Origin of the sequence: Limnobacter olei (assembly GCF_029087225.1) — a bacterium.
GTDB lineage: Bacteria > Pseudomonadota > Gammaproteobacteria > Burkholderiales > Burkholderiaceae_B > Limnobacter > Limnobacter olei.
The window spans coordinates 45537-59429 of sequence record NZ_JARFJD010000020.1 but is presented as its reverse complement, the minus strand read 5'-3'; the positions used below and the strand labels follow the sequence as shown (position 1 = coordinate 59429).

Genomic DNA, 13893 nt, shown 5'->3' with positions numbered 1-13893 from the left:
AACTTCTTTTTTGGTTGGTTAACAGACTTATCCTTTTCACAAATTTGAGGACTATTCAAGATGTATTCAAGTTCTGTTGCTACCAGCAACCCGGTTGTTGAGCAATTCAATATCAACAAACAAAACTTAAGTAACCTGAAACGAGATATCTCTCCCTTGGTCAATGCAGCATCTGAGTTGGCGCAAACTGCGCGAGATATGAGAGCACATGTGGTGGCGACCACAGGTAGCTCCAAAGCCCTGATATTTTCTCCCCAAGGGGATTCAATTCAATCCAAACAATTAATCAAATTATTGGATGGAGCGAAAGATACACTCAAAAGTTTTGCGTCAAAAGCAAAAAGCCTCGACCAGGAAGTAGATTTCTTTTCGAATCATCAAGATGGTTTGTTCCAAGGCAATGTCGCGGCGATTCCTCAAGCTCACAAGGTAAATTGGTGCACAGGTCAAGTGGAAAAGATATTGAAACGAGCAAGCAAGCTTGGTGCAGACCAGGGGCCCAAGGTAACTACAGCCGTCAACAACCTGAGAATCGCTGCGCAATATACTCGCCAAAATATCCAATCGGATTTGGATACAAACGTTGTGGCTTTGAACAGGAATATTCATTAATTTTCCGATGAGAAATAACATGCCAATTGAACAAATAGCGAATTGTTGGGGTGTTAGTTCAAGGGAATTGATTGTGCCCAGGCCATTTATGCAACGATGTGCGAAAAAGTGCTTGGCGGATAATTCGTGATAGTCGTACCGCGAAAGCTTGCTTAGCGGGCTTTCGTGTTTTATTGATTTTCTCGAATTAATTGAATTCGTTCTTCAGCACCTGGGTGACTGTCCAGATAGGACGAGTCGGTAGAACCCGAACCATCCAGGCTGCCGAGCTTTTCATGTAGCAATTCAAGTGCGGCAAGGTCGCGCCCTTGTTTAACAAACAGTTCAATTGCAAACAAATCAGCTTCCCGTTCAAATTCTCTGCTGTAGTGCTGCGCAATCAATTGCGTGCCCAAGGTGCTGATCAGGACTGAAACATCACCTGAAAAAATGGCAATTGCGGTTCCAGCCAGAGCGTTTTGCAGCAATCGGCGGAACATGTGCCGAAGTTGAATATGCCCCAACTCATGCGCCAAAACACCAGGAATGGTCTTCGCCGGTAGGAAGTTCAAAAGTTCGTCGGTTAAAACAATGGTGCCGTCGGGTAAGGCAAAGGCGTTGGGACCAATTTTACTGCTGCGAAACGCAAGCTTGACATGGGACAACTCTGCGCGGCCTGCGATGAGTGAGTTCAGTTGCTGCTGGTAGGTAGATTTCGCCTGATCGTCTAGATTGCTGGGTTGAAAAATAACATCATCCAGCTCAATCAACACGTTTCCCATTAATTCCGACAGCTTGGCTGGTGGTGTGGCAAACGCGATCCATTTGCTGATCAAAGGCAAGCCTTGGCCGTAAAGGCCAATTGCAAACGCGATAGACGCGATGCCAATAAGTAGCCATTGAGTGGGGTGGTATTGAACTTTTTCAAACCAGCTTAAGGAAAGTACTTCCCAGGATTGCAGGGTGCTTGAGCAGCTTTCCCTATCAAATTCGAGTGTGCCCCCGTTGGGCAAATCAAGCACAATTGGCGCATTGCCGAAGCTTTCCGGGCGCTTGATATTGCGCAAAGCAAAGGCATGTTTTGTATCGTTGACCAAAAACACCAATTGCCCAGCATCGTTGTAGACATTCACGGGGGTACCTTTCAGTACCTCCCCGTTAAAGTAAATGGCCGGTAAAGCATTGGGGTGCGGGTTTGATCTCAAATGCCAAGTTCCAAACCAAGTGCATCCCCCATGCTGTCACCGAAAGCTTTTTGTTTGCTCTGCTCTTCCCGCATAATCTCGTCGATGCTGCCCACGGGGACGAATGCCATGTGTGTAATTCTGTAGCGTGTTGAGCGAATTCGTGCGAATGGAAGAAACAAACCCATGGTGCAAACAATCAGGAGAATATTGCTGATGTGGATCCATGTGGCCGTGATTGGGCTCGCCGTGCTTTTGAACCGATGCTGGTTTGCAAGTGTGGTGTTGTTCCACATCAGGTTGTCAATGGCGGTTTTCAAATAGGCGCCGAATGCAAACAATACGAGATAAGCCAGCAATGCAATTGCGCCGAGGCTTGAAAGCATGGCCATGGCTTGCATGGCCACATGTGCTTGTTCTTGCGCAGCGCTGTCTTCTGTCGTGGGGGTTTCTTCACTCAAGGGCATCGAAAAATCGAACGCGTCGGTGAATAGGCTCATGTTGATGGCAAATGCAGCAATGGCCAGAAGAAACAAAGCCAGGCCAGCCAAAAATGTTGATTTCAGGGTGGTTTTGCCAAATTCGCCAAACTTAGCGCCGCACTTCAGCTCGGCGTTGCCGAACTTTGAGTGATTCATGACAAACAAGCGCAGGCCGCTGATGAACATGGCGAGAATGAATGCAATGCCAGTGCCTAGCAACAGTGAGGCTGCAATGATCATCAGGACTGAGGTTACCCCAGAGAATTCCAGGTTGATCAGCCCTCTACCGATTCCGAAAACCATGCCAAGCACCACAAAAAAGCCCAGACTGATCAAAATGGTGACTATCAATTTGCCATAGGCCCTTTTAGCTGCGCCGTTGAAGCGGAAGCGCAACCCCCTATAGCTGCTGTTAGCCAAGTGAAAACGCAGGCTCATGACCAGAAACAGTGGCATCAGGAAAATCACCGACAACATGATCAGGCCCGCAAAACCTGGGGAGTAAGCCGATGAAAACAGGTAGGTCAGTGCGATGCAGACAACCAGCAAATTGCCTTTCAGTATTGCTTTGGGGTCGCCGTGATAGTCAAACCTGTTGCCGTTTAATTCAGTGGATTGGTAGAAATACTTGCGGGTTCGCACTTTGGCCCATGCCGCGTAAATACCCAAGGTTGCGATGGTGAGTACAAGGTTTACAAGCCAGATTTTGAAATATTCGCGGCCTGCGCCATGAAAAATGAACTTGTCAGGGGTGTTGGTATCGAGCATGGACTAACAGCCAATCATGTAAACAAAGTAAGTGACTTTGCCGCACCGGAAAGTTCATTTGTACGTTTCCCCACAGAGAGGTACCAAGAAGGAACCATTCTTGTATGTTTCCCCACGAAGCGCTCCTTAACTGATTCAGGAGTGTTGATTATGCAAAGTCCGATTGGAAATCTTCATGCCCAGTTGCAGCACAGTACCGCGGTGCTGGATGGTTTCATTTCTGATGTTCAAACTTTGAAGAAAGAATCCAGTGCATTGACCAAGTCGGTCGACTCGCTGGCAAAAGATTATTTGAAGCAATGCCGACGTTTTGCCACGCCAGCCAGTGTGGCCAATCCGGTGATTCAAAACCTTGAAAATTTGCAGGCATGCAGTAGCCTTGTTTACGATCAGGCTGATAACTTGAAAGGCTGTCTGGATGCTGTGGTGAAAAACAGTTACAAACCCGATTTGAAGCGGGCTGATCAGGGTAAACGTACCAAAATACTGGTTCAAGCCGAACAAGAGGCCGCCACGTTTGAAACTCACATTCGTTTGGCCGAGAGTTTGGTGGCCACCGTCTTGCCCAGGCATCAGGCCCCGGCCTGCCACAATGCACTGCCCCGTGATTATCAACAGTTGGGTGACCTGAATTCAGCCTATTTGGCGGTTCAGGGCTCCATCCCCACCGGTATTCAAACACCACTGCTGGGGCAGTTGCGGGTAGGCACGTTGACGGCTGCAGCCATGCATCTGCGGGATCAAATCGAGGCGCCAAACGTGCGTCATCGTGTTCCGCCCTTGTCCTTACCCTTGCCCCTCAACCAGTAGGCAACACCGGGTTTTATAATTTCAATCAAGCAGGCGGCTTAGGCCCGGTTAAGCTCGCCTCACCCATTACAATCAAAGTCATGTAGCAACTGTTTTACCCCGCAGGCACCCCATGACTAGCAAAGCAAAAAAAGACCAAAATTCCCAATACCTAGGCAACATCATTCGTATCAAGGGTGCCCGCCAGCACAATCTGAAAAACGTTGACATCGACATCAAAACCGGTGAAATCACAGTGTTCACGGGTGTGTCGGGCAGCGGTAAAAGTTCATTGGTGTTCGATACCCTGTATGCCGAAGGGCAACGCCGCTATGTTGAAACCTTTTCGCCCTATGCGCGCCAGTTTCTGGACCGCATGGACAAACCCGATGTAGACAGCATTGAAGGCGTGTTGCCCGCCATTGCCATCGATCAGGCCAACCCCGTGCGCACCTCCCGCAGCACCGTGGGCACAATGACTGAAATCAATGATTACCTGAAGTTGATTTACGCTCGCGCCGCCCACCTGCATTGCCGCCAATGTAGCCAGTGGGTGCGCGAAGACACCGTGGCCACTATCAAGCAATCGATACTGGACAAGGCCGCTGCGCAAAACGACCCACGCTTGGTGGTTACCTTTCCCGTGCGCGTGCCCGCAAAATTTACGACTCAGGAGATTGAAGATTTCTTGAGCGCGCAAGGTTACACCCGCATTCACCGCGAAACACCGATTAAAAAAGGCCGCAGCGTGGTGGAAAAATTGCTCGATGTGGTGCAAGACCGCTTCCGCGTGGCGGGTGTAGAGGAAAGTCGTTTTAGCGATGCCGTGGCCAGCGCCCTGCACCGCGGCAAAGGCAAAGTGAATGTGTTTGCGCTGCCCGAAACTGGCGATGAAGGGGTTGTAGAACAAGAACCCTGGCGCTTCTCCGAAGGTTTGCATTGCGCCACTTGTGATCTGGATTATTCAAGCCCTTTGCCTAGCCACTTCAGCTTCAATTCACCCTTGGGCGCTTGCGACACCTGCCGTGGTTTTGGCAGGGTAATTGGCATTGATTATGGCCTTGTGATCCCAGATGAAAACAAATCGCTGGAAGAGGGGGCCGTAAAACCCTGGACCACCGAGAGTTTCAAAAGCTGCCAGAAAGACTTGGTGAAATTTGCCAAAAAACGCGGCATTGCCACCGATATTGCTTACAAACATTTGCCCGAAGAACACAAGTTGTGGGTGATTGAAGGTGATGCCAATTTTGACGGCAATTGGGACGGTCACTTGTTCTATGGTGTGGCCCGTTTTTTCGAATGGCTCGAAAGCCGCACCTACAAAATGCATGTGCGTGTAATGCTGAGCAAATACCGCAGCTACACACCTTGCGGCGATTGCGGTGGTGCACGTTTGAAGCCCGATTCATTGTTGTGGAAATTGCCCAGCGATTCGGGCAAATACAGCATTCATGAAATCATGCAAATGCCGCTGTTGAAGGTGGCACAGCTTTTCAAAAACCTGCAACTGCCCGGCGCGCTCGATGAGGCCAGTGATTTGGTGTTGCAAGAAATTCGCACCCGCTTGGGCTTTTTGATTCAAGTGGGCTTGGGTTACCTGACACTGGACAGGCAAAGCAGAACCCTGAGTGGTGGTGAAGTACAGCGAATCAATTTGACCACGGCACTGGGCAGTTCGCTGGTGAATACTTTGTTTGTATTGGACGAACCCTCGGTGGGCCTGCACCCCCGCGACATTGCGCGCGTGGCCCAAGCCATGCAGCGTCTGAAAGAGGCCGGTAACACCTTGGTGGTGGTGGAGCACGACCCGCAATTGATGAACCAGGCTGACAGGCTTGTGGACATTGGTCCAGGCCCGGGTGAAGCCGGTGGCAATATTGTGTTTGATGGCGCGCCCGCCAAAATTGCTCAGGCAAATTCGCTGACTGCCCGCTACTTGAAGGGCGAACTGAAAGTGGTGGAAAACATCGAGCCGCTGGGCGATTCCACAGAGCACATTAACTTGACCGGTGTGCGCGCCAACAATTTGAAAAACATCGACCTCAAATTGCCCTTGAACCGCCTGGTGGTGCTCACCGGTGTTTCAGGTTCAGGCAAAAGCACCCTGGTGCAAGATGTGCTGGTGCCCGCCATTAAAAAAATAAAAGGCGAGCCCACAGAGTCACCGGGTGACTTTGATTCATTGGAGGGTGTGGAATGTATTTCACAACTTGCCTTTGTTGACCAAAGCCCGATCGGCAAAACCACGCGAAGCAACCCCGCCAGCTATGTCGGTGCATTTGACGAACTTCGCAAACTGTTCTCCAAAACAAAAATTGCCGTAGAGCGCGATTACAAACCTGGCTTTTTCAGTTTCAACAGTGGCGATGGCCGCTGCCCCATGTGTGGTGGCAATGGCTTTGAACATGTTGAAATGCAGTTTTTAAGCGATGTGTATTTGCGCTGCGGCGAATGCAATGGCACACGCTACCGGCCAGAGGCACTGGAAGTCACGCTTGAACGAAAAGGCCAAGTGTTGAACATGGCGCAGGTGCTTGAACTAACCGTAGATCAGGCGCTTGATTTGTTTGAGAAAGACACTGCACTGCTAAAAACACTGCAACCGCTGGCACAGGTGGGGCTGAATTATTTGCGCCTGGGTCAGCCCGTGCCCACGCTTAGCGGTGGTGAAGCACAACGCCTGAAACTGGCTGGCTTTCTGGCCAACTTGAAGCCCACTGCCAGCGGCCAGAAAGTGGCCAAGCGTGGTGACCTGTTTGTGTTTGACGAACCCACCACCGGTCTGCATTTTGACGATGTGGCCAAGTTGATGCGTTCGCTGCGTTTGTTGCAGGAAGCAGGGCACAGCGTGCTGATTGTTGAACACAACCTGGATGTAATATGCGCCGCCGATTGGCTCATCGACCTTGGTCCTGAAGCGGGTGAATACGGTGGTGAACTGGTGGCCCAGGGCACGCCTGAACAACTTGCAAAAAACAAAGTTAGCCACACCGGCATTGCAATTAAGCAGTATTTGGCGCAAACCAATTTGCTGGATGCTGCCGATTTAAGTATAAAAAGCGACAAAGGCGCTCAAAGTGGCGACCGCATGGTGGCCGAAGCCGCCGCGCTGTACGGCCTGAACACCGCGCACAGCAAGCGCGGGCAGACAGATGGCATTGAAATTCTGCATGCGCGCGAGCACAACCTGAAGAATGTCAGTTTGACTATTCCGCGTGAAAAAATGACGGTGATTACCGGGCCTTCGGGCAGCGGAAAATCCACCCTTGCGTTTGATATTTTGTTTTCCGAAGGCCAGCGCCGGTATCTTGAAAGTCTGAATGCCTATGCCCGTCAGTTTGTGCAGCCAGCTGCCAAGCCTGATGTGGATGCCATTTTTGGTATTCCACCCACGGTGGCGATTGAACAGCGCACCAGCCGTGGTGGCCGTAAAAGTACAGTGGCCACAGTCACCGAGGTGTATCACTTCCTGCGCCTGATGTTCGTGAAGCTTGGCATTCAGCATTGCCCCACATGCGAGGTGCCCATTGCCCCGCAAAGCATGGACAGCATGCTGACGCAAATCATGCAACATTACAAAGGGCAGGAAATTACCTTGCTGGCTCCACTGGTACAGGGGCGTAAAGGTATTTACAACGAAATTGCAAAATGGGCCGTGGACCGTGGTTATGAACGCCTGCGCGTGGATGGTGAGTACGTGCCCACCAACCCCTGGCCCAAATTGGCCCGATATCAGGAACACCACATTGAAGTGCCTGTGAAAACCCTGCTAGTGCAGGCCAAAACAGAAAAAGAATTGCGCGAAGTGCTGATTCAAACGCTTGAGTTTGGTAAAGGCACGGTCATGGTCGAGGCGCCCGGAAAAAAAGGCGAATCACCTGCTATTCGTTTTTATTCCACCAAACGTGCTTGCCCCAGTTGCGCGCGCAGCTTTCCAGAACTCGACCCGCGCTTGTTCAGCTACAACAGCAAACATGGTTGGTGCGCCAGCTGTTTTGGGGTGGGTGAAGAAGTAGAAGGCTTTGATGCCGAAACTACAGGCGAAGAAGGCAAGTGGCTTTCTGAGCAAGACAAAAGCGCAGACGAAAATGCTGAAAATGAAGAAGGAAGTTATTTGCGCGAAAGCATGGTGTGTGGCTCCTGCAATGGTCAACGCCTAAACCCCACTGCGCTGGCTGTGAAGTTCAAGAACAGCAATATCGCCGAACTGGCTGATCAAACCGTCAGCGATGCTTTGCAGTGGGTGGAGCAGCTCGAACTGGACGAACGCGAAACAGCGATTGCCAAAGACATTCGCATCGAAATGGCCGGGCGATTGAAGTTTTTGAAACAGGTGGGTCTTGATTACCTGCACCTGAACCGCAGCGCGCCTACTCTGAGTGGTGGTGAAGCACAGCGAATTCGCTTGGCCAGCCAGCTGGGCACCAACCTGCGCGGTGTGTGTTACGTGCTGGACGAACCCACCATTGGCCTACACACTCGTGACAACCACCGCCTGCTGGATGCGCTTGAAGAACTTCGGGCCAAGGGCAATACGCTGTTGGTGGTCGAGCACGATATTGACACCATGAAACGTGCTGACCGGTTGGTCGACATCGGTCCTGGTGCAGGCAAGCTGGGAGGCGAAATTATTTCTCAAGGCACGGTGGCCGAGGTTACAGCGGACAAAAACTCGCTGACAGGCCGCTATTTGAAAAATCCGATTCCGCATTTGCTACAGCCCAAGCGCCCGGTGGAAAAACTCACCCCCCGATTGAGCATTAAAGGGGCAAAACTGCACAACATCAACGGTTTAAATGTGGACATTCCGCTGGGACGTTTGGTCGCCATTACTGGTGTGTCAGGTAGCGGAAAATCGACTTTGGCGCGCGATATTTTATTGGCCAATATGCGCCAGTATGTGCTGAACCAAAACAAGAAAGGCAAACCCATACACAACTGGTTTGCCTGCGATGCGATTGAAGGTGCTGATCAAGTAGCCCGTGTACTGGAGGTGGACCAAACTCCGATTGGCAAAACACCGCGCAGTTGCCCGGCCACTTACATTGGCTTTTGGAACCGAATTCGCAATGTGCTGGCTGACACCATCGAAGCCCGGATGCGAGGCTTTGCAGCCAACCGTTTCAGTTTCAATGCGGGGCCCGGCCGTTGCCCGGTGTGCGACGGCCAAGGCATGCAAACCATAGAGATGAACTTCCTGCCTGACGTGAAAGTGGTGTGTGAAGCCTGTCGCGGCAAACGATTCAACCCGGAAACCTTGCAAGTCACCTGGCGCGACAAAACCGCTGCGGAAATTTTGAACATGAGTTGTTCAGAGGCAGCGCCGTTTTTTGAAGCGCATCCGGCGATCGCGCAAGCCCTGCAACTGCTGAACGACGTTGGTTTGGGGTACCTGACTATTGGCCAGCCCAGCCCCACGCTGAGCGGTGGCGAGGCGCAGCGGATCAAGCTGGTGACCGAGCTGGTGAAAGTACGCGAAAACAAGGCGGGTGTACAAATGAGCCCCCCGACCTTGTATGTGCTGGACGAACCCACGGTTGGCCTGCACATGAACGATGTGGAAAAGCTGATTGCCGTACTGCACAGGCTGGTGGATGCGGGCCACACGGTGGTGGTGATTGAACATGACCTTGACTTGATAGCCCAGGCAGACTGGGTGATCGACATGGGTCCAGAGGCCGGCATTGGCGGAGGCCAACTGGTGGCGCAAGGGAGCCCGCAAACGCTGGCCAAGGCGAAAGGCAAGAAAGCGGGGCACACTGCAGCCGCGCTGGCGCAGTTTTACGCCAGTAGAAACTGATATGTATCAATAGCTGGAGGAACTTTCCGGCCGCATTTGTTCCTTAGATGAAAGGGGATATTTTCCCTGTCGTTTTACTGAATTTCAGGCAAGGGGAATACATGCCGGCCAGTTCCTCCGGGGTAGGGAATTCACCCTCCTTAACTCCTCAAAGTGTAGTTGCGGAAAGTGCAGCCAAATCACCCTCTGGCGCAAAGACTGTGGGTGAGGGTGGCCTGTCAAAGGCGGCATCAGCCATTTGGAACAAGCTGAGTGCAGACTTGAAGCAGAACCCTGCGCTGCATTGGCAAAATGCATTAAGCACCGCCGATGAATTGGCTCGGTCAGTATGTGGCCAGGATCTTCCCGAAGATTTTCAAGCCGATCTTATCGGCAATCTCAATCTCCTTGAACAAACATTGTTGGGGTTGAAAATTCAATCTACCGACGGACTGCTTGTCCCCGGCCCTCATATCAAAGAGCTGCTCTCGGTTTTAAAGTTGAATGTGGTGACCACCTCCAAGCAACTCCAGACCCTTCACAGTCTCAAGATGAATTCTTCAAATTGACCCCATGATTCAGACTCGGAGCTAATTCGTGACTCAACATTCTCCTATTTCATCCAATGCAAACGGCACAGTTGTTCCGCCCATTCCGGCGGCTGCATCCAATAAATCGGTGGTTCAGCCTCGGCCTTCTTCACAGCTGCTTGCAACTCAAACCAACGCGGATTTCACACGCTCACCACAGGCGCGGCCCAATGTCATCGAGTTACTTACTGAGTGCCATCAGATTGCTGGCACTGAAGAAGTAAGTAATGAGTTGAATTCGATTGTTGATGAGTTGGCGGTTCGTGTTGAAAAACTGGGTGGTGGTCACAAGTCCGATGATGTGAAAAATTTCATCATTGGACTCATGAAAAAAGCAGGCCCAGCAGTGGCTGCAACTCCCGCAGCAGCAACACCAGCAGCAACACCAGCAGCAACACCAGCAGCAACACCAGCAGGTTCCTCAACACTTTCGCCATCCCCAGCGCCTGCAACACCAGGAGGGACGGCTACCCCAACCCGCCACATTTCGACATCTTCTTTGCCGTCATCGCCACAACCCGAAGTTAAATCCGGCGGTGTTTGGAGTTGGTTGAATCCCCGTAACTATTTGGGCTCGAAAAGTCAGTCCATTTCCGAGGTGGTGCAGCAGGTCGCCAGCCAGGACGGACTCTCGGGCAAAGTGGTCAAGCTTAAAAAGCAGCTTGAAACTGAAAAACAAGAAAAAGCAGTTCAGGCAGAACTCAATGCAGAGCTCGCAGCGATTGATGGATTGTCTGATATCAAAGCGGTGACCACCGTATTTGAAAACCTTAGAACATCAACAGAATTGTTGAAAAAGGTTGTTGAAGCGAGAAAACAGGGTCTGGTTGGTGAACTTCGTCTTGTCGAGGTTAGCAATCGAAAAAAAGGCGAGTTGCTTGTTGAACAGCGGGTTACGCGTTCCGCGATTGATGCATTTTCTCCGCCAAAAACACTCGAGGAAAAGTATGCCAAAATTTGGTTGACCAAGGCCAGGAACGGGTCACAACTGCGTGAAGCTGCGCAATCTGCACAAGCGGGTTACAAACACATCCAAGAAAGCTCCTCGCAGTTGATCAATGTCACACTGCCCGAATTGCAGCCTAAAGTGAATAGTCAGGTGGCTAAATTGGAGGCCTTCGCTAAAAAGTTAGGCGAACTGGATACTCAATACAATCAGAGCTTGGACAAACTTAAAAGTGATTTGGGTGTTGCAAAAAAAGAGGGTCGGGCTAACGATGTGTCTCAGCTTCTGACCCAGATTGACCACGTGGATGATGTGCTTGGTAGCCTCAAGAAGTTGAGGAAACAGTTTGAGGATATTGAGCACGATGTGGAGTTGGCCGGTGTCGGTTTGCGCGCAATCGAAGAATTGGGTGCACGCGTTGCAGTCAATCGGTCGGATGTTAAAGATTTGCCGTTTAATCTGGCCATGTTGGCCAATGGCAAGGAATCCCCCTCCATTGAAAACGGTTGCAGTTTGAACCAGGCCCTTCTTCTGGGTAACTCTGGTTCAGGTAATCATGTTGCGCCTCGAGCGCTGACCCTGAGTCACCGTTTGGCTGAGTTTGGCTCTGATCTGAATCTTTTTCAAAACGAAGGCAATCCTAGACCTACACAATCTCGGGGTGACAAGCGTTCGTTCTTGGCTGCTCTTGGCGGCGCACTGAGGGCCAACGAAGAAAAAAGTGTCAATGATGTGCTCAACTTCATGAGTCGTCCTGAGGGTCGAAAGCATGTGCATCATTTGGCGGCCATTAACTTGGTCGCTGCCGGGTTCAATGCCAAGACACTTTCATTGGATGCGCCTTCGCTGGCTTATAAAGTGGAGTCAGGGTTGAGTGGGCTGAAAAAATGGTTTATCACGCCCACTGGCAAATTTGCACGCAATCCGGAAGAACACATCGGTGTGCGCCTTACTTTGCTCGGCCATGTGTCCGAAGTGTTGCAGCGGGAGCTATTTCGCAACGGCAAACCCGTTAGTCTTGAGCATGCAGTGATTACACCACAGCATGCCGTAGAGGCGTCGTCTTTGATTATTGCCGCTCTTCCCAATGACCTGTTGACGATTCATGGCGACGAGGTGAGTCGCTTCGTTGGTGTTCTAAAAGAGTTTGAGGCAGAAGTGGTGGCATCTTCCAAGGAGAAGCCGCTTGACCCCCGCTCAATGATCGCCTTCAAACGTACTTTGAATGACTTTCATCAACAGGCGGGGCAGTGGCTCACCGAGCGAGCCGGGGCGGGCGGGGCCGCAAATTCCATGGCTTCAGCGCGTCAAATTTCGGCTGATCTTGCCAGCAAAGCGCGTAAAGGTTTCTTCCGGCAAGCGAAGGCTTCAACAGGTAATTTCATTAACTTGGCGGGTGGAAGACTGGTGCGTGAAGGTTGGTCTGCATTCCGGGCCTACGTCGGTCAAATCAACCAGAAAGAGCGCATGTGTCAGGCCATTCGAAGCCCTGTGAATGTGGTGCAGGTAGCCCAGATGAAGCGGGATTTGATGGATTTGGCGGAGAAAGAGCCGGGTTCGAGCGCGAACGCAAAAGCATTGATCTCTTACCTGGATGGCCGTTCCTTGAATGTTGAATTGAAAGACCCATTGAGTCCCCGAATGATTATTGAATTGAAGCGCACCGGTGATTTTTTACACAAAGCCTGGGCGCCTGTTTCAAAGGGCAAAACAGCACCCAAGGTCATCGGTTTGTCCGCATCTCAAACCAATGAAATTCCTGGTTTCGTCCACACCAAGCTGAGTCAGTTTGTAGGCAATCCCTTGTCGGGTTCTGAATCACCTTTGCCCAAGTCTGCTCCTACAGCTGTTCCGGCGCGTAGCGGGGGGGTTGCGGCATCCTTGTCTGCAGAATCCATCAACAAATTATCCAATAATCAGTGGGTTGTGGCCATGTGGGGCAAGGTGTTGAACCTTGCAGGTCAACCAAGAACCAAGCAACTGCACAATCTGCAAAAAGATTATGAACGGGTGTTTCTCACAAATTACCCCGAGGGTGCGAGTCCACCCAGCGAAGTTGAGGTCAAGAAATACCATGAGAACCGCAGTGCAATGGCAGCCATTTCTGCGCACATTGCCTCGGAGGTTAAAGACATCCCGTCAGATATCATCTCAAAAATGAAAGAGTTAACACCATTGCTGCTCGACATTACTCGAGGGCATGTTTTGACTACTGAATTGGCTGAGCTTAATACGCGAGTCTTGCAGAACGTGGCGCCAGATAAGAATCGTTGCTGGTTGCGATCTGCATGGGGGGTGGCAGCTCAGGCCTTGTCCAAAGAGGACTTTACGACACGCGTATCACAAATTGGCAGCGATTTGACTACAAGCGAGATTCAGGAAATTTATGATCAAACCAAGAAAACTCCCTTGAGCGGCATGATGAACAATCCTGCACTTGAGGATAAGCAAGTTAACTTGATGATCGGAATTGCCAAAAAACAGGCAAAGGCTTGGTCGAGTGATGCGCGAGCCACTTTGCAGGCACTTGAGGCGAAGCGTGAGGTACAGGCAGAAGGTGATTTCGGTGCGGCATTTTTGAACGCCTTGAGCCTACCGGTGGTAATAAGAAACGGAAACGGCGATGCTCCTGATATTTATTTGCCCGAGAATTTTTCAGTTGATCAACAAGGCCACCCTGACACTTGGCCAACACTTCGATACGACGGAACCGGCAATACCGGCCACTGGCAGTTTTATCAGAAACCAGCAGCCGCTTAAGTAA

Annotated in this window: 7 protein-coding genes; 5 read left to right on the top strand and 2 right to left on the bottom strand. The window is 51.0% G+C overall.

Features of this window, described 5'->3' with window-relative positions; translation table 11 throughout:
- Window positions 1-60 precede the first annotated feature (60 nt).
- A complete protein-coding gene (locus tag PY990_RS12710; protein WP_105027214.1) occupies window positions 61-612 on the top strand; it encodes a hypothetical protein in 552 nt (183 codons plus the stop codon).
- A gap of 170 nt (window positions 613-782) precedes the next feature.
- Here PY990_RS12710 and PY990_RS12705 read toward each other — a convergent pair whose 3' ends face one another.
- Together PY990_RS12705 and PY990_RS12700 are read right to left on the bottom strand one after the other, a co-directional pair.
- Window positions 783-1796, bottom strand: coding sequence for a M48 family metallopeptidase (locus PY990_RS12705; RefSeq protein ID WP_275271908.1), 1014 nt, complete (start codon window positions 1794-1796; stop codon window positions 783-785).
- Window positions 1793-3025, bottom strand: a complete 1233-nt coding sequence (locus PY990_RS12700; protein WP_275271907.1) for a YjgN family protein — start codon at window positions 3023-3025, stop codon at window positions 1793-1795. The genes PY990_RS12705 and PY990_RS12700 overlap by 4 nt, the downstream gene beginning before the upstream one ends.
- Window positions 3026-3175: 150 nt before the next feature.
- On the opposite strand from PY990_RS12700, the gene PY990_RS12695 reads away from it, so the two are divergent.
- The 4 genes from PY990_RS12695 to PY990_RS12680 all read left to right on the top strand — a co-directional run bounded on the left by PY990_RS12695 (window position 3176) and on the right by PY990_RS12680 (window position 13889).
- A complete protein-coding gene (locus PY990_RS12695) occupies window positions 3176-3835 on the top strand; it encodes a hypothetical protein (protein WP_275271906.1) in 660 nt (219 codons plus the stop codon).
- A gap of 112 nt (window positions 3836-3947) precedes the next feature.
- Window positions 3948-9614, top strand: a complete 5667-nt coding sequence (gene uvrA / locus PY990_RS12690) for an excinuclease ABC subunit UvrA (protein ID WP_275271905.1) — start codon at window positions 3948-3950, stop codon at window positions 9612-9614.
- A gap of 47 nt (window positions 9615-9661) precedes the next feature.
- On the top strand, window positions 9662-10162 hold the full coding sequence (locus tag PY990_RS12685; RefSeq protein ID WP_275271904.1) for a hypothetical protein: 501 nt from the start codon (window positions 9662-9664) through the stop codon (window positions 10160-10162).
- A gap of 28 nt (window positions 10163-10190) precedes the next feature.
- Complete coding sequence (locus PY990_RS12680; RefSeq protein WP_275271903.1) at window positions 10191-13889, top strand: hypothetical protein; 3699 nt, start codon at window positions 10191-10193, stop codon at window positions 13887-13889.
- Window positions 13890-13893: the final 4 nt, after the last annotated feature.

Excerpts from the sequence above, each read along its gene's own strand:
- uvrA (WP_275271905.1), top strand. The coding sequence starts at position 3,948 with ATGACTAGCAAAGCAAAAAAAGACCAAAATTCCCAATACCTAGGCAAC.
- PY990_RS12695 (WP_275271906.1), top strand. The coding sequence starts at position 3,176 with ATGCAAAGTCCGATTGGAAATCTTCATGCCCAGTTGCAGCACAGTACC.
- PY990_RS12700 (WP_275271907.1), bottom strand. The coding sequence starts at position 3,025 with ATGCTCGATACCAACACCCCTGACAAGTTCATTTTTCATGGCGCAGGC.
- PY990_RS12685 (WP_275271904.1), top strand. The coding sequence starts at position 9,662 with ATGAAAGGGGATATTTTCCCTGTCGTTTTACTGAATTTCAGGCAAGGG.
- PY990_RS12710 (WP_105027214.1), top strand. The coding sequence starts at position 61 with ATGTATTCAAGTTCTGTTGCTACCAGCAACCCGGTTGTTGAGCAATTC.